General features: G+C 58.7%; 16 protein-coding genes. 3 read left to right on the plus strand and 13 right to left on the minus strand.

Going from position 1 to position 19,903, the window contains the following annotated elements; translation table 11 throughout:
- Positions 1-7 precede the first annotated feature (7 nt).
- The 9 genes from KQP88_RS09375 to pncA form a co-directional block, all read right to left on the minus strand.
- Entirely contained in the window at positions 8-3,049 is a 3,042-nt protein-coding gene (locus KQP88_RS09375) for an efflux RND transporter permease subunit (protein WP_216705468.1), read from the minus strand.
- Complete coding sequence (locus tag KQP88_RS09380) at positions 3,046-4,137, minus strand: efflux RND transporter periplasmic adaptor subunit (protein ID WP_216705469.1); 1,092 nt, start codon at positions 4,135-4,137, stop codon at positions 3,046-3,048. The genes KQP88_RS09375 and KQP88_RS09380 overlap by 4 nt, the downstream gene beginning before the upstream one ends.
- Positions 4,134-5,333 carry an efflux RND transporter periplasmic adaptor subunit gene (locus KQP88_RS09385; protein ID WP_216705470.1) on the minus strand — a complete coding sequence of 400 codons (1,200 nt, stop codon included), beginning with the start codon at positions 5,331-5,333 and terminating at the stop codon, positions 4,134-4,136. The genes KQP88_RS09380 and KQP88_RS09385 overlap by 4 nt, the downstream gene beginning before the upstream one ends.
- 65 nt (positions 5,334-5,398) lie before the next feature.
- Entirely contained in the window at positions 5,399-6,178 is a 780-nt protein-coding gene (locus tag KQP88_RS09390) for an alpha/beta fold hydrolase (RefSeq protein WP_253950570.1), read from the minus strand.
- A gap of 357 nt (positions 6,179-6,535) precedes the next feature.
- The gene (locus KQP88_RS09395) at positions 6,536-6,736 is read right to left on the minus strand and encodes a hypothetical protein (protein WP_216705471.1); all 201 of its coding nucleotides are present in this window, start codon (positions 6,734-6,736) and stop codon (positions 6,536-6,538) included.
- 26 nt (positions 6,737-6,762) lie between these two features.
- A complete protein-coding gene (locus tag KQP88_RS09400; RefSeq protein ID WP_095067674.1) occupies positions 6,763-8,160 on the minus strand; it encodes a sensor histidine kinase in 1,398 nt (465 codons plus the stop codon).
- A complete protein-coding gene (locus tag KQP88_RS09405; protein ID WP_198728686.1) occupies positions 8,138-8,821 on the minus strand; it encodes a response regulator transcription factor in 684 nt (227 codons plus the stop codon). The genes KQP88_RS09400 and KQP88_RS09405 overlap by 23 nt, the downstream gene beginning before the upstream one ends.
- A gap of 110 nt (positions 8,822-8,931) precedes the next feature.
- Positions 8,932-9,846, minus strand: coding sequence for a formate/nitrite transporter family protein (locus KQP88_RS09410; RefSeq protein ID WP_198728685.1), 915 nt, complete (start codon positions 9,844-9,846; stop codon positions 8,932-8,934).
- A gap of 82 nt (positions 9,847-9,928) precedes the next feature.
- The gene (pncA, locus tag KQP88_RS09415; protein WP_216705472.1) at positions 9,929-10,576 is read right to left on the minus strand and encodes a bifunctional nicotinamidase/pyrazinamidase; all 648 of its coding nucleotides are present in this window, start codon (positions 10,574-10,576) and stop codon (positions 9,929-9,931) included.
- Between the two features lie 194 nt (positions 10,577-10,770).
- Here pncA and KQP88_RS09420 point away from each other — a divergent pair, with 194 nt between their 5' ends.
- Positions 10,771-12,897 (plus strand): TonB-dependent siderophore receptor, encoded by a 2,127-nt coding sequence (locus KQP88_RS09420; protein WP_216705473.1) that lies wholly within the window; start codon positions 10,771-10,773, stop codon positions 12,895-12,897.
- Between the two features lie 45 nt (positions 12,898-12,942).
- Here the strand turns inward: KQP88_RS09420 and KQP88_RS09425 are convergent, their stop codons facing one another.
- The 4 genes from KQP88_RS09425 to KQP88_RS09440 form a co-directional block, all read right to left on the minus strand.
- On the minus strand, positions 12,943-13,899 hold the full coding sequence (locus KQP88_RS09425; RefSeq protein WP_216705474.1) for a D-2-hydroxyacid dehydrogenase family protein: 957 nt from the start codon (positions 13,897-13,899) through the stop codon (positions 12,943-12,945).
- Positions 13,900-13,927: 28 nt separating this feature from the next.
- Positions 13,928-14,581 (minus strand): DUF1345 domain-containing protein, encoded by a 654-nt coding sequence (locus KQP88_RS09430; RefSeq protein WP_200993195.1) that lies wholly within the window; start codon positions 14,579-14,581, stop codon positions 13,928-13,930.
- A gap of 128 nt (positions 14,582-14,709) precedes the next feature.
- Positions 14,710-16,047, minus strand: coding sequence for a glucarate dehydratase (gudD, locus tag KQP88_RS09435; protein WP_216705475.1), 1,338 nt, complete (start codon positions 16,045-16,047; stop codon positions 14,710-14,712).
- 34 nt (positions 16,048-16,081) lie between these two features.
- Positions 16,082-17,407, minus strand: a complete 1,326-nt coding sequence (locus tag KQP88_RS09440) for an MFS transporter (protein ID WP_216705920.1) — start codon at positions 17,405-17,407, stop codon at positions 16,082-16,084.
- A gap of 490 nt (positions 17,408-17,897) precedes the next feature.
- Here KQP88_RS09440 and KQP88_RS09445 point away from each other — a divergent pair, with 490 nt between their 5' ends.
- Both KQP88_RS09445 and KQP88_RS09450 read left to right on the plus strand, forming a co-directional pair.
- Entirely contained in the window at positions 17,898-18,608 is a 711-nt protein-coding gene (locus KQP88_RS09445) for a FadR/GntR family transcriptional regulator (protein WP_025259616.1), read from the plus strand.
- Between the two features lie 120 nt (positions 18,609-18,728).
- The gene (locus tag KQP88_RS09450) at positions 18,729-19,820 is read left to right on the plus strand and encodes a sugar diacid recognition domain-containing protein (protein ID WP_216705476.1); all 1,092 of its coding nucleotides are present in this window, start codon (positions 18,729-18,731) and stop codon (positions 19,818-19,820) included.
- Positions 19,821-19,903 lie beyond the last annotated feature (83 nt).

Consider the following 19,903-nt stretch of genomic DNA (forward strand, 5'->3'; position numbering starts at 1 on the left):
CCAGCGATCAGCCTTTGGGTGCCTGGATCCGGTAACAGACCAGGTACAAGGCGGGCAGGAAGAACAGCGTCAATACGGTGGCTATCGCAATGCCGCCGATCATGGCGTAGGCCATGGGTCCCCAGAAAACTTCACGGGCAATGGGGATCATCCCCAGGCTGGCGGCCGCTGCCGTCAACAGAATCGGCCTGCAGCGGTGCTCGGTGGCCTTGACCACCGCCGTCCAGGCATCTTCGCCCGCTGCCATGAACTCATCGATCTGTGTCACCAGAATCACCGAGTTGCGGATGATGATGCCGATCAGCGCCAGCACGCCAAGAATCGCCACAAAGCCCAGCGGATAACCCGTCAGCAACAGGGCGGCTACTACACCTATCAGGCCCAGCGGTACGACACTGACCACCAGCATCAGCTTTTTCACGCTGTGCAGCTGGATCATCAGGAAGCTCGCCACCAACAGCAGCATCAAGGGCACCACTTTCAGGATCGGCCCCTGTGAGCGGGCACTGGCTTCTACCGCGCCGCCTGTGGCCACCGAGTAGCGCACCGGCAATTGATCGGTGAAAGCCTTGACCTGCGGTTGCAACTGTTTGACCAGTGCTGCCGGTTGCAGATGGCCGATGACATTAGCCTTCAGGGTGATGGTCGGCAGGCGATCACGGCGCCAGACCAGTGGCTGTTCCTGTTCGTAGCTCAGGGTGGCGAATGCCATCAGCGGTACCGTGGCGCCGTTGGGTGTCGGGATCTGCAGGCTGCTCAGGGTTTGCAGGGAGCTGCGCTCCTGATCTTCGGCACGACCTATCAGATCGATCAGGTAAGTGTCGTCGCGCACCTGAGTGATGCTGGTGCCGGTGACCAGGCTGTTGAGGATCTGTGCGACGTCTTCGGAAGAAAGGCCGAACTGGCGCACCTTGTCCTGGGCGATATGAATCTTGAGCACCTTGCCTGGCTCGTTCCAGTCATAAATGACCTGCCCGATATTGGGGTTGGCATCCAGAATGGCGGCCAGGGCCATGGCATTGCTGCGAACCTGTTCGATGTCCGGGCCGCTGACCCGATACTGCACCGGCCAGCCCACGGGCGGTCCCATGTTCAGGAGTTGCACGTAGCCGCCCACGCCGACAAAGTCATCGCGAAAGCGTTGGCGCAGGCGTTCGATCAGGCGGTCACGGCCTTCGCCGCCTCGGCTGACAATCACCAGTTGCCCATAGAACGGGTTGTTCAACTGCTGGTCCAGAGGCAGATAGAAGCGCACGGCGCCTTTGCCCACATAGGAACTCCAGCGCAGGATGTCCGGATCATCCTTGAGCGTGGCCTCGAAGCGGTCCATGGTCTGGCGGGTGCCTTCGATCGAGCCGTTCTGCGGCATATAGATATCGACCAGGATTTCCGGGCGATCGGAGTCGGGGAAGAACTGGTTCTGCAGCAGCTTTCCGGCAAACAGCGAGCCGACAAAGACCACGGCTGTGACGCCGATCACCCACCAGCGATGCTTGAGAGCCTGCAACAGCACGCGCTGGAAGGTGCTGTTGCAGGCGCTATTGTGTGCCTGATGCCCCTCGGGTTTTTTCAGGATATAGATGCCGATCAGTGGCGCGAACAGCACTGCCACCAGCCAGGACAACAGCAGGGCAACGGCAATGACCGCAAACATGGTGAACACGTATTCACCCGCAGAACTGGAGTTCAGGCCGATGGGCACGAAACCGGCGACGGTCACCAGCGTGCCGGTGAGCATCGGAAAGGCGGTCGAGGTGTAGGCAAAGGTCGCAGCCTGTTGCAGGGAATCTCCGCCTTCAAGCCGGGTGACCATCATCTCCACGGTGATCATCGCATCATCCACCAGCAGGCCCAGGGCAATGATCAAGGCCCCGAGTGAAATGCGCTGCATGGTGATGCCGCTGTATTCCATGAAGACAAACACCAGCGCCAGCACCAGCGGAATCGAACAGGCCACCACCAGGCCTGCGCGAATACCCAGGCTGATGAAACTCACCACCAGCACGATCAGGATTGCCTCGAACAGGGCGCGTGTGAAACCGCCGATGGCCTTGTCGACCACATCGGCCTGGCTGGACACCAGATGCACATCGATGCCCAGCGGCAGCTCGCCGGTGAGTTCATCGATACGCTGTTGCAGACGGTTGCCGAACTCCTGGATATTGCCGCCTTGCTTCATGGCCACTGCCAGGCCAATGGCTGGCTGGCCGTTGAAGCGAAACAGCGAGGAGGGCGGGTCGGCATAGCGGCGCTCGACCGTTGCCAGATCGCTCAGGCGAAAGAAGCGGTCGCCAAAGCGCAGGTTCACCGCCAGCAGGTCCTGTTCGTTGGTGAACTGGCCGCTGGTACGCACGGCGATACGTTCCGGGCCGGCTTCCATGACTCCGGCCGGTGTGACCGAGTTCTGTGCCTGAAGACTTTGCAGCACCTGACGCTGATCGATACCCAGCGCAGCCAGTTTGCGGATGGAGAAGTTCAGGTAGATGACTTCGCGCTGGGCGCCCAGCAGTTCGATCTTGCCCAGGTTCGGTACGCTGCGGATATCCGCCCGGACCTGCTCGACATAATCGCGCAACTGGCGGAATGACAGGCCGTCGGCGGTGAAGGCGTAGATGCTGCCGAACACATCGCCGAATTCGTCGTTGAAGGCTGGGCCCTGAATGCCGCTGGGCAATTCGCCGCGAACGTCCATGATCTTCTTGCGCACCTGATACCAGGCGGCGGGAATATCGGCGCTGCGGGTTTCACTCTTGAGGAACACGAAGATCGTCGATTCGCCTGCCAGCGTGTAGCTCTTCACGTAATCCAGCGCGTCGATTTCTTCGAGCTTCTTTTCCAGGCGGTCGGTCACCTGCTGCAAGGTGTCGGGCAATGTCGCACCCGGCCAGCGTGCCTGGATGACCATGGTCTTGATGGCGAAAGAAGGGTCTTCCTCACGGCCCAGATTGAGGAACGACCAGCTTCCCATCAGCAGTGACACGAACATCATGTACCAGACCAGCGTGCGGTGTTTGAGGCCCCAGGCAGACAGATTGAAGCGCTCTCTCACAAACTGACCTCGCGTTCGACACGGATTTTCTGGCCGGGTCGCAGGCTGTTCACGCCAGCGATCACGACCTTGTCGCCATCATTCAATTCACCGCTGACCCGCACCGACGAACCATGGCGCGTCAGCACCTGCACCGTGCGCGGGTTCAGGGTGGCGGTCTGCGGGTCGATGACCCAGACCTGCGCCTGGCCGTCACGCTCCAGCAGGGCGGTGTCGGGCAACTCGCGGAAGGTGGGCACGTTGCTGCTGATTTCGACACTGACGGTCGAGCCCAGGCGGAAGCTGTCCGGAATCTGCTGCAGGGTCAGGCGCACTCGCTGGGTGCGGGTCGCGGCATCGATCTGCGGTGACAACTGGCGAACCTGAGCGCTGACGAACACCTGCTCGTTCAACTGGGAAACCACCTTGATCTGCATGCCTTTATCCAGATTCGTTGCCAGCTCTACCGGCAGGTCCACCACGGCTTCGCGGCTTTCTGGACGTGCCAGACTGACCACCGAATGACCGGTGACCATCACCTGGCCGACCTCGGCATGCCAGCCGGTGACCACACCGTCGAACTCGGCCAGCAGGCGCGTGTAGGAGAGATGGTCGCTGGCCTGTTCAGCGGCAATTTTCGCCTGATGCAGAGCGGCTTCCTGACTGCGCAGGTCGCTGCTCAACCGGTCAAGACGTGCCTGCGAGCCCACGCCCCGTTCGAACAGTTGCTGGTAGCGCAACTGTTCATCCCGAGTCTGTTGCCACGACGCCTGAGCCTTGCTCAGTTCTGCCTGTTGAGCCCGCAACCGGTTCTGCTGGTCGCTGGGTTCAAGAGTGGCCAGCAAGTCACCTTTGCGCACCAGTTGGCCCGTCTCGGCATGCCGGGTGGCGATGCGCCCGGCGACCCGAAACCCCAGGGCCACTTCGTATTGCGGCTGGATGCTGCCTGCGAAGCGCCCGTGCAGGTCATTGCGCTGGTCGACGATCTCGGTGAACAGCACAGGCCGTTCGATGAACTCGCGAACCGGTTTGTCACGACAACCCGAGAGAAACATGAGCACCACGCAAAACAGCCACAGTTGTATGCAGGTCTTTACGGTCAGACTCATAGCGTGTTTTCCGATGACGCGGCGGAGGTTGAGGCGCTGCTGGTTGTGTGTTCAGCGACATCGACTTTTTGCCCGGGATAGAGGAACTGAGCGCCTTTGGAAACCACCTTGTCGCCATCCGACAAACCGGAGGCAATCACAACCTGTCCCTGTTCGTAACGCATCACCTGCACCTTGGCCAACCTGACCTGGGACTTGTCGTCCAGCAGCCAGACGGCAGGCTGCCCGTGGGTACGGCTCAAGGCCGACCAGGGGAGGGTGAAGGCCCGTTGCGAACGGGTCAGAAGTTGTGCACTGACGACGGTTCCCAGCGCCAGCGTTGCAGAGGTGTCCGGCAGTGAAACCCGTACCCGCAACGTGCCGCTGGATGCGGACACGATGGGCGTGATTTCACGGATCTTGCCTGGCACTTCGATATCGGGCAGGCCTAGGGTCCTGATCAGTACGGCACCGCCGGGCTGATCTGAACTCAGTAAAGACTCATAAGCGGCGAATACGGCTTCACGTTCGCCATCATGAGCAAGGCTGAAAATCGGTGTAGCGGCCTGTACCACCTGGCCTTCTTCGGCGTGGCGAGCGGTGATGACTCCGTCGGCCACCGCAATCAGTTCGGTATAACCGACCTGGTCACGGGCATTGGCCTGGCGGGCCTTCAACGAGGCCAGGTCCCCGCGGGCACTTTCCAGAGTGGAGAGTGCCTGCTGGTATTCACTGAGATTGGTATAACCTTTGGGCAGTAATGTCTGCTGACGCTTATAGTTGTTTTGTGCAAGGCGCAACCGTGATTCCCGGGCTGCCAGTTCGGCATTTGCCGACTCGAGGTCGGTCTTTTGTTCACGCGGGTCCAGTCTGGCTAATACCTGATTGGCCCGCACCCGATCCCCTACATCCACGAACCGCTGCACCAGCTTGCCTGACACGCGAAAGGCCTGATCGGTCACTTTGCGTGCCTGGATGTCGCCTGTGAGTACGACACTGGTCGTGACATCGCTGGATGTCACTTGCTGGACCGCTACGCGAACCAGTGCTTTTTCCGCAGGTTTCCCGGCAGAACAAGCGCTGATCGAGAGCGCCAGAACGCAGTGAAGTCCCAGGGCCAGCAAGGGCCGGCCCGGGGACGGTCCAGGGTGCGAAGGTCGGATTTTTCCGGTAACACGGCAAAACGAACGTAAAAGAGTTTCAGGGTTAATAGTCATCAACAACACAGCCACTGCCTTGTGGAATAAGCCAACACCGGTGAATCACCGTTTCACGGGTGCTGTCAGGCAATCGCGGTTGCGTCAGGCCATACTTGCTCGCTGCTCACTTCTTCGGTGCCAAAGAACTCCAGCACGTTCTTTTGCGACGCCAGCCAGGCTGCCTTGCTTTCCAGGTCCAGGAAATGCCCGGTATCGGGGACTGCCTTGAAGCTGCTCTGGGCAATGTAATCGGCAAAACTGCGGGCATCTTCGACCGTGGTGTATTCGTCTTTTTCACCATTGATGAACAGCACCGGGATCTTGATCGAGGAAAAACGCTCGACATAGTTGCTGGCGCTCAGCTTGCGGATCTGGCTGATGTGGAAGTCGATCTGCTTGTATTCGTGCTCGGCAAGACTGATCAGGTGCTTGTAGTTGTAGAGCTTGAACAGGCGCGGCAGGTACTTGCCCACGGTGTCGTTGAGCAGGGAGCCGATTTTGCGTTTTTCACGGGCTGCCAGGTAGATTTGCGCCTTGTCGATGTAGTCGAGCATTGGCTCGTTCAGCACCGGAGAGAAGGAGGAAATGAGTGCCTTTTCTACCGTTGGTGGCGATTCGGCCAGTGCCAGCAGCGCCGATACGCCGCCCCAGGAAACCGAAAGCAGGTAGTTGACCTGGAAACGTTCGATGATTTGCAGAAGGATCTTGACCTCATCTTCCTTGGTCACGATCAGGTCGTCGCGATTGTGGGCGCGGGACTGTCCTGCAAACGGCAGGTCGAACAACACGAGGTTGTAGTGGGGTTGTAAATACTTGACCGTCTGGCCAAAGGAACCGGTAGTGGAAAGTGCTCCGTTAATCAACAAAACGGTCTTTGCAGCACTGCTTTTCCAATAGGTTTCGGTGTAGAGCTTGAACTCTCCAACGCTTATGATCTTTGATTGCGCGCCCATAAATAGAAGCCTCCCAGGCTAAGTCGATCCTACTAATTAATACGGTTTTCTCTGCTCTAGCGGCCATGCCAAAGCCTCGCCTGGTTAGTGGCGAAATCCATTGAGTCTTTATTGTTATGGTTGGGGTGTTGCGGGAAGAACATGAATCACGGTGGCTATTGATAACGCAGCGGCCTCGGACCGACAAGTGGCTGGCGTCATAAAAATGCCGACGAGCGGTGTCCCGTCTTTCCGGGGGGAAATCGAAGAGGTGATATCAAAGAGATATTATTCGGTGAAAAGCAGCGTATCGAGCGTGAAAAACTCGTCAATGGTGCGGAACTTGTGTTTGCTGAATCGGTCCAACAAAGTCACTTTTTGAAATGATTTGTTACAAATAAGTGCTTGCCAGCCTGCGCCAGATTTATAGCGAAGTGCCGTTTGCCGCGGGCTAGAGCCTTTATCTTCGTCAAAATGCAGGCACGGCATGTTTTTTCAAGAAGGAAGGCCCTGCTTTATATCAGGGTATTAACGTTTTGGCACTCCATTACGATGCTGGCTCCTCCGTACTGGCTGGTACCGATCTGCACACTGAAGCCATGCAGATTGACGATGGCCGCAACCACCGACAGGCCAAGGCCGAAGCCGCTTTGCTGGTTCCCGTCTTCACAACGGTAGAAACGCTGGAAGACTGCCTCGCGTTCAGAGGCCGGGATGCCGGGGCCGGAGTCCTGAACTTCGATACAAGGGCTGCTGCCATCGCCTTTGCTATAGGCACTGATCAGGACTGTGCCACCCGCAGGTGTGAATTTGATTGCATTGCTCAGCAAGTTGGCCAGTGCTTCAAACAACAAGGCGCGATCACCGACCAGCGTCGGTAACGGCTCATTGAGTTGCAGTATCAGCAGCACTTCGTCTTCTTCGGCAAGTGGCAGGTAAAAGTCGTGAAGTTCCTGCAAGAGTGGACGCAGATCCAGCTCCACGAAGGCCGAGCGCCTCTGGTGGTCCTCTATTTCCGAAATACGCAAAAGTCCTCGAAAACGGGCCATTAACGTGTCGGCATCGGCGATCACCTGCGCCATCTGTGTTGCCTGGGGTGAATCGTCCGCCGATTGCTGCTGGATGCGGTAGAGCTGAGCGCGCAGGCGGGTCAGCGGGGTACGCAAATCATGGGCGATGTTGTCGCAGACACCCTTGACCTCGTTCATCAGTTTTTCGATGCGATCGAGCATGACGTTGACGATCACCGCCAGCATGTCCAGCTCGTCGCGTTTGTTGGACACCGGCAGGCGCCCTGACATGTCGCCGGCAATGATCGATTCCGCGCTGGCCTGTATGGCGCGAATGCGGCGCAAGGGGCGGCGGCGCAGCAGATGCCAGCCAGCTACGCCGGGGATGATGGTCAGGGAAATGCCCCACAGCAGGGCCTTGAGGATCAGGGTCGAGACGGCGAACAGCGAGCCGTTGTCACGTACCAGCACCAGCCAGCGGCCATCGGGGGTTTCTGTGGCAATCGCATCGCAACTGTCGCTCGGCAGTTCCGGGTCGCTGGATTCGATGCAGTTTTTCAGTTGATGGATGCTGCCATCGAGCGGCAGGCTTGGGGGAATCTGGCGGATCGGTCCGGCCAGCGGTTGCAGATTGGCATCGAACAGGCCGTAGGCATCCACGGAGCGCATATCGAACGTCATGCTGGTGGCCAGCGCATCGACCAGTTCATGGCCTTCAAAGCGGGAAAACAGTTGCTGGCGCTGCATCAGCGAATGGCGGGCGAGGTTGCCCAGGTAGGAGGTGACTTCCCAATACAGCACGCCCAGCAGAATGCCGCTCCAGGCCACGAACAGAAAACTGTACAGCGCCAGCAGGCGACTGCTTGAAGAACGCCAGCCTTTAGACGGGTTCGGCAATAACATAGCCGGAGCCCCGAACAGTCTGGATCAGCGGCGGGGTGCCTGGCGGGTCGATCTTCTTGCGCAGACGGCCGATATGTACATCGATCAGGTTGGTGCCCGGATCGAAGTGATAACCCCAGACTTCCTGGAAAATCATCATCCGGGTAATGATCTGCCCGCTGTTGCGCATGAGAAATTCCAGCAGCTTGTATTCGGTAGGCAGCAGAGTGAGTGGTTTGCCGCCCCGGCAGGCTTCACGGCTGATCAGGTTCAACTCCAGGTCGGCGACCTGCAGGACGGTCTTGGCAGCCGTCACGGGATTGCTGCGGCGCAGCAGCACTTCGACCCGTGCCGCCATTTCATCGGAGGCGAAAGGTTTTGGCAGGTAGTCATCGCCCCCGGCACGCAGGCCACGCACACGCTCGTCCACATCCGACAGCGCGCTGATCATCAGGATCGGGGTGGCAATCCCCTGGGCGCGCAGGTTGGTGACGATACTCAAGCCGTCCATTTCCGGCAGCATTCGATCCAGCGTGATGAGGTCATATTCGCCGCTCGCGGCCCGGGCGAAACCATCACGACCGTTATCCACCCAGTCCACTTCAAGGCCATGGCTGCTGAGCTCCGCAACGATTTCCCTTGCGGTGACAGCATCGTCTTCGATTGCCAGGATTCTGGTCATGATCTTTGCCTGAATAAATACGGGAAAACCGTAGTTTGCCTTTTAATGCCCGGGTGTTTGCTTAATAAAAGTTTAAGAAACTTTGATTGTCGTGGTCTGGGGTTGCCGGGTTATGCACTTTCGGCACGTTTCTGTTCTTTTTGTGCCAGCGCTTCGGCGTGACGTTTCTTGCGATCGCGTTCCCATTTGGCCGTCGTGTCCTTTTCACTGCGAATCTGCGCATGGCTGAGCAGCCCGAAAATGAAACTGCCGCCGATGATATTGCCGGCCAGGGTAGGGCCTGCGAAGACCAGCCAGAAATCTTTCCAGGCAATTTCCCCGGCAAATACCAGGTAGGACACTTCGGCGGAGCCGACCACGATATGGGTGAAGTCACCCAAAGCCATCAGGTAAGTGATCATTACAATGATGGCTATCTTAGCGTTCTCCATGGAGGCGATCATCCAGACCATGGTCGCAATCATCCAGCCGGAGACGATGCCTTTGGAAAACATGTGGCTGACGTCGTTTTCCATGACCTTGCGGCCGATCTCCAGAAACGCCTGGTCGGTTTTGCTATCGAAAATCGGCAGGTTCAGCATCACGTAGGCCACCAGCAGGGTGCCGGCCAGATTACCTGCCAGGACGATGGTCCATAACCGCAGCAGCCTGGCGACGTTGCCCAGGGTCAGCTTGCTCATGACCGGCAATACGGCGGTGAGGGTGTTTTCCGTGAAGAGTTGCTGGCGAGCGAGGATCACCGCCAGAAAACCTGCCGAATAACCGAGGCTGGCGATGACATGGCTGGCTTCCACATCTGCCAGCCGCGACTTGAACAGCCCCATGGCCATCAGCGACAGCCCCATGGTCAGGCCCGCGGCCAGCGCCGACCACCACAGGGCCGCAGCGCTGCGTTCCAGTTCATGGTCGCCCTGGATACGAATGGTTTCATGCAGAACAGCCGCACGAGGCGGCTGGTTTTCATCGATTTCGCGTTGCTCTTCGGCTGAAAGGCCTGGGGTCTTGCCGTCTGGGGTCTGGTCCATGGAACTCAACTTCCTGCGTCTGTGGGCTGTTGGTTCAGACACGGACCAGCGGTCGTTCGTTCGACTGTTCAGGCGCAAGCTTTTATGGGGTCAACACGTCCTCGCTCTGAACCCGGTTTACCCCGCTTGCCAGCATCGCCTGCCAGGCATTTTCCAGTGAGCCGTTCATGTCGATGGCGCGGCAGGCGTCTTCGATCACGTAGGTATTGAAGCCAGCCTTGCGGGCGTCCTGGGCTGACCAGGAGACGCAGAAATCCAGCGCCAGGCCGACCACGAATAACGTGTCGATGCCGCGCTCTTTCAGGTAACCGGCCAGCCCGGTTGTGGTGGTGCGATCCGCTTCCAGAAACGCGGAATAGCTGTCGATCTGCGCATTGCAGCCTTTGCGGAGGATCAGTTGTGCGTGGGGCAGGTTCAGCTCGGCATGCAACTGCGCGCCCTGGCTGCCTTGTATGCAGTGATCCGGCCACAGTGTCTGAGGACCGTAGGGCAGGGTGATGCTCTCGAAAGGTGTGCGGCCCTCATGGCTGGAGGCAAAGGAGATATGACCGGCCGGATGCCAGTCCTGAGTGACGATCACTTGTGTGAAGCGTTCGCCCAGACGGTTGATCAAAGGCAGAACGGCGTCGCCGTCGGTGACTGCCAGGCTGCCACCGGGCATGAAGTCATATTGCATGTCGATGACCAGCAGTGCGCAGTTGGCAGAAGCGGGCTGGTGTGAGAGTGGCATTTTGGGTGGCTCCTGATGAGGCTGTGCAGGACGCCAGTTTGCCTCTTTCTCGATGCATTTGTGAGAGGTCCGTTTCTGTCCATTTTTATTTATTGGCAATTTGTATCAAGTAGTAATGAGAATCTATACTATTCGCGCAAAAAAACCTGCCGGGTCCAATGAAGGCCTGGTTTTCATCGGGGATATACACGTTCATGCGTCGTACTTTAGTTTCTCTTTGCGTCATCCAAGCCATCAGCCAGGCTGCCTGGGCTGATCAGGTTACTGCCGATAAAGCATCGATCGAGTTGCAGAATATCGATATCCAGGGCTCTGCCGACACCGAGCGGGCCACAGGTCCTGTCCAGGGCTATCGTGCGACCCGTTCCGCCAGCGCCACCCGCACCGACACTTCCTTGCATGAAACGCCGCAGTCGGTCAGCGTTGTCACCCGCGAAGCGGTGGAAGACATCAGCGCGACGCGCCTGCAGGATGCACTCGACTACGCCGGTGGCGTGGGTCGTGCCAACAATTTCGGCGCTCAGGGCCTGACGACCTTCACCGTGCGTGGTTTTACCACCGGCGAGTTCTATCGCAACGGTTTCCCGATCAACCGGGGTTATCCGAGCATGCCCGATGCCAACACCATCGAGCGTCTTGAGGTCCTGCGCGGCCCGGCGACCACGCTGTATGGCCGTGGCGATCCCGGCGGTACGTTCAACGTGGTTTCCAAGCAGCCGCTGGCAGAAAGAGCCGTGACCCTGGGCAGCCAGATCAACGATCAGGGCATGAAGCGTGGCACGCTGGATGCCACCGGCCCGCTTGATGACGAAGGCCGTTTTGCCTATCGCCTGAATGTGGTGGGCGAGGGCGGCGATACCTTCCGCGATCACGTTGAAACCGAGCGTTACGGCATTACTCCGGTCTTGAGCTGGCAGGTCAACGACGCGACCCGCATCATCTTCGAGGGTGATTTCATGCGCAACAATGCGCCCCTCGACCGTGGTCTGACACGCTATACCAACCAGCCGCGCACCGCTTCCCGTGACTCGTTCTTCGGCGAAAAGGACGCGGGCAAGCTGCACACCGACACCAGCATGGCCCAGGTGCGTTTCGAGCATGATCTCAACGACAGCTGGAAGCTGGGCGGCGGTTTCCAGTTGCTCGACGGCACTATGCAAGGTGACGCGGTCGAAGCCAACGGCATGAATCCCGATGGCCGCACGCTGGCGCGTAACTACAACTATCGCAAACTGGAGTGGACCGACCGCGACGTGCAGTTCAACGTCACCGGCAACTTCACGGCCGGTGGCTTCGATCACACACTGCTGGCCGGTGTGGAATATGAGGACTACGACTACAAGTCCATCATCCAGCGCTCCGCAGCAGGTCTGAACGCCTACACCATCGACATCTACGATCCGGTCTACGGCCAGGCTCGTCCGGCGCTGACTCGCACCACGACCCATGACAAGGAAAACCTCAAGACCTACGCAGCGTTCCTGCAGGATCAGGTGGCCCTCACCGAGCGTCTGAAATTGCTGGCCGGTGCCCGCTTCGAGCGTTTCGAGCACGACTATGACTCCTACCTCTCCACCACCGAAGACTTCACCAAGGCTGAAAACGCGGTCACTCCGCGTCTGGGCCTGATCTACGACCTGACCGACACGGTCGCGGTCTACGCCAACACGGCGCGCTCCTTCAAGCCAAACACTGGCGCGAGTCGTCTGGGTGGTGGCTTCAAGGCCGAAGAAGGCAAGTCTTATGAAGTCGGTGTGAAGTGGCAGGCTCTTGATCGTCAGTTGAGCGTCGATGCCGCTGTCTATCAGATCGACAAGAAAAACGTCCTGACCAGCGATCCGGTCGACCCGGCCTTCAGTGTGGCTGCGGGTGAAGTGCGCAGCCGTGGTTTCGATCTGAGCGTGGTCGGCAACCTGACGCCTGAATGGCGCCTGATGGGTAACTATGCCTACGTTGATGCCGAAGTCACCAAGGACAACTCCCTGAGAAAAGGCACTCGCCTGGCGAATATCCCGGAGCAGAGCTTCAGCCTGTTGAACGTCTATGAATTCCAGGACGGCTTTTTCAGAGGTCTGGGTGTTGGCGCGGGTGGCCGTTATGTGGCGCAGCGTGAAGGGCGGACGGTCAATGAGTCGTTTGACATGGACAGCTACACGGTTTTCGATCTGCTGACCTACTACAAGGTCAACGATCGCGTGAAGCTCAATCTTGATGTGAAAAACCTCTTCAACAAAGAGTTTGAAGAAGGGGCGTGGGGCAATGCCTTTGCCTACCCAGGGGCACCTCGCACTGTGCAGGCCGGTATTTCCTACAGCTTGTAAGGCATGAAGTCTTCGCGAGACGGCTCGCGAAGACGTTCCTTCACGTCAGGCAAATACCCGGATTGGCGCGCCCGCATGCCAGGCCTGGATATCTTCGATCATCTGACCGAAGAAGGTCCGGTAGTTGTTTTCGGTGACATAACCGATATGCGGGGTCGCCAATACATTGTCCAGCGTTCGGAACGGATGTTCGGCTGGCAATGGCTCGGTATCGAAGACGTCCATCGCAGCACCGGCAATCCTGCGTTGTTGCAGGGTCGCAATCAGCGCCGCTTCATCGATGATCGGCCCACGGGACGAGTTGATGAGATAGGCACTCGGTTTCATCCAGCCCAGGGCTTGTGCATCCACCAGTCCACGACTGCGGTCGCTGAGCACCAGATGCACCGACAGCACGTCGGCCTGCTCGAACAATTCCTGCTTGCTGACATACGTGACACCCGACTCGGCTGCTGCTTCGGCTGTCAGGTTCTGGCTCCAGGCGATGACGTTCATGCCGAACGCCTGCCCGTAGCGGGCAATCCATTTACCGATGCTGCCCAGCCCCAGAATCCCCAGTGTCTTGCCATGCAGATCGCTGCCCAGGCCGACTTGCCATTTGCCGTCGCGCAATGAGTTGGCTTCCGCAACCAGATTGCGGGTGACGCCCATGATCAGCGCCCAGGTCAGTTCCGGCGCGGCATGTTTATAGCTCTCGGTGCCACAGACTTCGATCCCCAGCCGCTTCGCAGCCTTGATATCAATGGCGGCGTTGCGCATGCCGCCTGTCACCAGCAGCTTGAGGCGCGGTAACTGGCTCAGCAGGGCTTCATCGAACAGGGTGCGTTCGCGCATCACGCAAATGACTTCGAAACCCTGCAGGCGCTGCACCATGGTTGCGGTGTCGGCCGGGAACTCATGCAGAAAACTGACTTCGCCGATAGGCGCCAGCACGGACCAGTCCACCACATCGCTGGCAATGTCTTGCCAGTCATCGATCACTGCAATGCTTGTTTTTGTCATTCGAGGGCTCCAGAGGCCTGGTTTTCTGTCAGCCAAACAGGCTGGCTGCGATGTTGATGGAAAACCCCAGGATCGCGGTATTGAACACAAAGCCGATCAGGCTTTGGGCCAGGACGATCCGGCGCATGTTCCGGCTGGCTACGCCCACATCCGAGGTTTGCACGGCGACGCTCAGGGTGAAGGAGAAATACAGGAAGTCCCAGTAATCGGGCCGGGTTTCGCCATCGGCAAAACGCAGGGCCGGTTCCTTGCCTTTCCATGTGTAGAACAGGCGGGCGTAATGCAGGCTGAAGACCACCCCGATCATCAGCCAGGAACCTGCAATGGTCAGGCCGGTAAAGGCGTAGTGCAGCATGCGCTCGTTGGCGGTCATGTCCTTGTTGCCTGCCAGTTCGAGGAAGATTGCCGCGAGGCTGGCCAGTGCCGCGATGCTCACGGTCACCAGGATCACGCCGGCATTTTCATCCTCGATCAAGGCGACTCTCTTGACGTCTTCGGCGTTGCTGCGCAGGGTGCGGGTAAAGATCAGGATCAGGTAAAGCCACACGCCGATGTTCCAGCCGGTCAGGCAATTGCTGGTAACGGAGGCGTCTTTATATAGAAGGGTGGAGGCGATGCCGCCAACCAGGCCCATCAATGTGGCCAGAATCAGGCGCGGGTGGGTGCGGGCGATATGCAGCATGACAGTCAGTCGCGGCAAATGGTGCGCACACCATAGCACGTCATGAGCGGAGCAAAAAAACGGCGCGCAAGGGGGTTACGCGCCGGTTGCCAGGGAGGAAAGGCAAGTGTCTCGGTGAAAGGGGGAAATCAACGCACCAGGCAAGGCTGCTTGTTGTTGAACTCCCAGTTCGGAATCAGGAACTGCATGGCGACCGCATCGTTGCGGGCGCCCAGGCCCATGCCTTTGTACAGTTCATGGGCCTTGTTGAGCTGGTCCACATCCAGTTCGATACCCAGCCCCGGTTTTTTCGGGACCTGCACATGACCACCGATGATCCGCAGAGGCTCTTTGGTCAGGCGCTGGCCGTCCTGCCAGATCCAGTGGGTATCGATGGCGGTGATATCACCCGGTGCAGCGGCGGCTACATGGGTAAACATCGCCAGGGAAATATCGAAATGGTTGTTGGAATGCGAGCCCCATGTCAGGCCCCATTCGTTGCACATCTGGGCGACCCGTACCGAGCCCTGCATGGTCCAGAAGTGCGGATCGGCCAGCGGAATGTCCACGGACTGCAACTGGATCGCATGACCCATTTCACGCCAGTCGGTGGCGATCATGTTGGTGGCGGTCTTCAGGCCGGTGGCGCGGCGGAACTCGGCCATGACTTCGCGCCCGGAGAAACCGTTTTCGGCGCCGCACGGGTCTTCGGCATAGGCCAGCACATGATGCTGGTCACGGCACAGGCGAATGGCTTCTTTCAATGACCAGGCGCCGTTCGGGTCCAGGGTGATGCGCGCATCGGGGAAACGTTCGGCCAGGGCGGTCACGGCTTCGATTTCCTCGTCGCCGCGCAATACGCCGCCCTTGAGCTTGAAGTCCTGGAAGCCATAACGGCTGTGAGCGGCTTCTGCCAGGCGAACCACGGCCTCGGGTGTCAGTGCCTTTTCGTGGCGGACCCGGAACCAGTCGTTGTCGGCATCCGCTTCGCTGCGGTAGGGCAGGTTGGTCTGGTGCTGGTCGCCGACATAAAACAGATAACCGAGCATTTCCACCGAATCGCGCTGCTGGCCTTCGCCCAGCAGGGCGGCCACCGGCACTTCCAGATGCTGGCCGAGCAAGTCGAGCAGCGCAGCTTCCAGTGCGGTGACCGCGTGAATGGTGATGCGCAAGTCGAACGTCTGTTGGCCGCGGCCTCCCGAATCGCGTTCGGCGAATGCCTGGCGCACGTCGTTGAGGATCTTCTGATACGTGCCGATGCTGCTGCCGATCACCAGTGAGCGGGCATCTTCCAGCGTCTGGCGAATGCGCTCGCCGCCAGGCACTTCACCCACGCCGGTATTACCGGCGTTGTCCTTGAGAATCACGATGTTGCGGGTGAAGTAAGGGCCATGCGCGCCGCTGAGGTTGAGCAGCATGTCATCGTGGCCCGCCACCGGCACGACCTGCAGGCTGGTGATGACAGGGGTCTTGTTTGGAGTGTTCATGGTCTGATCCTTTTAAAGGCGAGTCCGTGAGTGATCAATGACTGGCCGATGTCTGTACGGCGGCAACCGGTGTGGCGCCAGGCTTGGGCTTGTTGCGGGCGGCAAAGACGATGACTGCGGCAATCAGCGACGTTGCGGTCAGGCCATAGAGCCCGCCCTGAATCGAGCCGGTGTTCTGTTCGAGAATGCCGAAGGTGGTCGGGGCCACGAAACCGCCCAGGTTGCCCACCGAGTTGATCAGTGCGATGACCGCCGCAGCGATGCGCGCATCCAGATAGGCTTGCGGGATAGGCCAGAACAGTGACGATGCCGACTTGAAGCCCAGGGCCGCGAAACAGATGGCGACAAAGGCAAAGACCGGGCTGCCGGTGGTGGACAGGAACATCCCGGCGGCCGCGATCAGCAGGGCAGTGGCGACCCAGGCCTGCTGGTGTTTCCATTTGGCCGACAGCGAAGCGAAGGCGTACATGCCGATGATCGACAGCAACCAGGGGATCGAGTTGAAGAAGCCCACCTGAATGTCGCTCAGGTCACCCATTTTCTTGATGATGCTGGGCAGCCAGAAGGTTGCGGCATAAATGGTCAACTGGATGAAGAAGTAGATCAGGCAGAACAGAATGATCTGGCTGTCCTTGAGCAGCTTGCCCAGTGACGGCTTGATGGGGGTTGCCGCTTCGCGGGCCAGTTGCTCGTCGTCGATGGCTTTGACCAGAGCGTCCTGTTCCTCGCGGGTCAGCCACTTGGCATCGTGAGGTTTGGAGTCCAGCCAGAACCAGACAAAGAAGCACAGCCCCACCGAGAACATGCCTTCGATGAAGTACATCCACTGCCAGCCTTTCATGCCCAGACCGTTGATCTGCAACAGCAGGCCTGACAGCGGGCCGGCAATCAGCGAAGCAATGGCCGAGCCGCTGAGGAAGATGGCAATGGCCTTGCCGCGTTCGGCGCCTGGCAGCCAGCGGGTGAAGTAGTAGATCACGCCCGGGAAGAAACCGGCTTCGGCCACGCCCAGCAGGAAACGCAGGATATAGAAGTGGGTTTCGTTCTGGATGAAGGCCATGCAGGAGGCAACGATGCCCCAGGTGAACATGATGCGTGTCAGCCAGATTCGGGCGCCGACTTTTTGCAGCAGCAGGTTGGAAGGAACTTCGAACAGCGCGTAACCGATGAAGAACAGGCCGGCACCCAGGCCATAGGCCGCAGCACCGATGCCCAGATCATGCTCCATGTGCGAACGCACGAAGCCGATGTTCACCCGGTCGATGTAGTTCACGATGAACATGATGACGAAAAGCGGCAGAACGTGGCGTTTTACTTTGGATATGGCCGAACTCAGGACGGGGTCCTTGTGGTCAGCTATCCCGGGATTGGACGTGCTCAAGGTTGAATCTCCCACTCGTTGTTTTTATGCGGGTATGTGCAAGATGTGTCCCTTGCATTGTCGGTCATCATACAAGTAAAAGTTTGCCGCGCAAGTCCCTCTGACGCTTGGTATCAGGCATTTTTTGTCTTTTTTGAAAATGAGCAGGTTTGGAATTGATGTGGATTTTTCAGGGGTTTTATTGTTTTAACCCCATTATTCATTGGGTTTAAAGGATTTGTGTAGCTGGGATTTGAGAGCGTTTTCGAGAAAGGGAGAGCAGAAGGTTCTGGAAAAGACAGCCGGTGCTGAAAAAGCTGTTTTTTGATTTAATGATCACTTGTCTGACAAGTTAGACAAGTGCAGAGCCCTTGGCGAATGGGCATCCCGCAGGCTATCCGGTGTTATGATCCAGCCCATCGTCGACCTTCCACTCCTTGTTTCAGACAAGTGAGAAGGTCGGAAACCGGTGTTTCAGGACATGACCGTCATGCAAGAACCCAGCATCGCCTCTTCGAAACGTCGTCAGCACAGCCTGGCCACCGATCTGGTCACCGAGCTCAGCCAGCGGATCCTGCTGGGCAAGATCGCGCCCGGCCAGAAGCTGCCGTCCGAAAACGAGATCGTTCGTGAGCACGGCGTCAGTCGCACCGTGGTGCGCGAAGCCATTTCCAAATTGCAGGCGTCGGGGCTGGTCGTGACTCACCATGGCGTCGGCACCTTCGTGCTGGAGCGCAGCGATCAGACCGGGTTGCGTCTCAAGGTTGAAACGGTCTCCCGGGTGCGGGACATCATCGAACTGCGCATCGGCCTGGAAACCCAGGCCGTGGCCCTGGCCGCATTGCGTCGTACCGATGAGCAACTGGCGGCGATGCGTCAGGCGCTGGATGACTATCAGGATCTGCTGGCCAATGAAGACAGTTGCGTGGAAGCCGACAAGCGCTTTCACATGCTGATCGCCGAAGCCACAGGCAACCCGTACTTCATTGAAATCATGCAGCACCTGGGCAGCGCGATCATTCCCCGCACGCGCATCGCATCGAGCGAGCGCGCCGGTGCCAGCATGGCTCCCCACGGCTATCTGGCCAACCTCGAACATGAAGCCCTGCTCAGCGCCATCCGTCGCAAAGACCCCGATGCCGCAAGGGCTGCAATGTGGACTCATCTGAGCAACAGCCGCGAACGGTTGGTGCCGCTGTAGCGGCGCACGCCGGGCTAAAGACAATCCCCAAACTTGCAGGCACACTTCCGGTCTCAATAAATCCAAAAATGTGTCCCATGCCTATCCATTCCAAGCCTTTCCTGCCGCAGGGTCTTTTCCATGTTCGCCCTTGACCGAGTGCTGGCTCAGGACATTGTCGATCGGGCCATGGCGATCCTTCCTTACAACGTCAATGTCATGGACTACCTGGGCATCATCATCGGCAGTGGCGATCCCGAACGTCTGTGTACCCGCCATGAAGGAGCGCAACTGGTGCTGGCCAACAGCCGGGTGGTGGAGATCGACTCCCAGGCCGCGCTGCATCTGGGCGGCGTCAAACCCGGCGTGAACCTGCCGCTGATGCTCGACCACAAGCTGGTGGGCGTACTGGGCATTACCGGTGAGCCGGACGAGGTGCGTGTCTACGGCGAACTGGTGCGCATGACTGCCGAAATGCTGATGGAGCATCGCCGTCAGCAGGCTGATCGACAGTGGCGCTTGCAGCGCAGTGAAGACCTGCTGGCCCGCCTGCTGTTACAGGACTGCCCGGAAAGCCTGGTGGATGAAGCACGACAACTGGGACTGCAACCTCACTTGCCGCGTCAGGCGGTATTGATCCGCCTGTCCGAGCCTGCGTCCACGGCCAGTCAACTGGTTGCCTGGCTCAATGGGCGCTATGCCGACAGCTGGTGTGTGATGCGCGAGCCCACTTTGCTGTACTGGTGTCGGGCACAGGGCAAGGATCGGGACGATGCCTTGCTGCTCAAGCAGTTCGACGAGCATGGCTGGCCGGTGTTACGCATGGCCACTGCAGAGCAATCGGCGGATCTGCCCGCTTTGCGCCATGCCTGCAGCGCAGCGCAGGACCTGCTCGATTACGCCAGTCAGTCGCGGCCCGATCAGCGTCTGTTGCGTCTGTCGGCTTATCGTCTGCCGGTGCTGTTCTGGCGTCATCGTCACGACTGGCTGGCTCAGGAAGTCGCCGAGCCGATTGGCCGTTTGCACAATCATGGCCAGTTGCTGGAAACCCTGTGCAGCTGGTTCGAGTACAGCGGTGAAAGCCAGGCCTGCGCCGAAGCTCTGGGTATCCATCGCAACAGCCTGCGTTACAGGCTGGAAAAGATTGCCGAGCTGACGGGCTGTGATCCTTACAAGACCGATGACTTGCTGCGTTTGTATCTGGGCGTGCAGATGACACCTCGCTCTGGCTGAAGGCGAGTTTTGTTCAAATGACCGATAACCTTTGAAAATCATTGTGCGAAGGGCAGGCGGAAAATCCATGACGGGGTGAGAAC

The organism is Pseudomonas lijiangensis (assembly GCF_018968705.1).
In the GTDB taxonomy this organism is placed as follows: domain Bacteria; phylum Pseudomonadota; class Gammaproteobacteria; order Pseudomonadales; family Pseudomonadaceae; genus Aquipseudomonas; species Aquipseudomonas lijiangensis.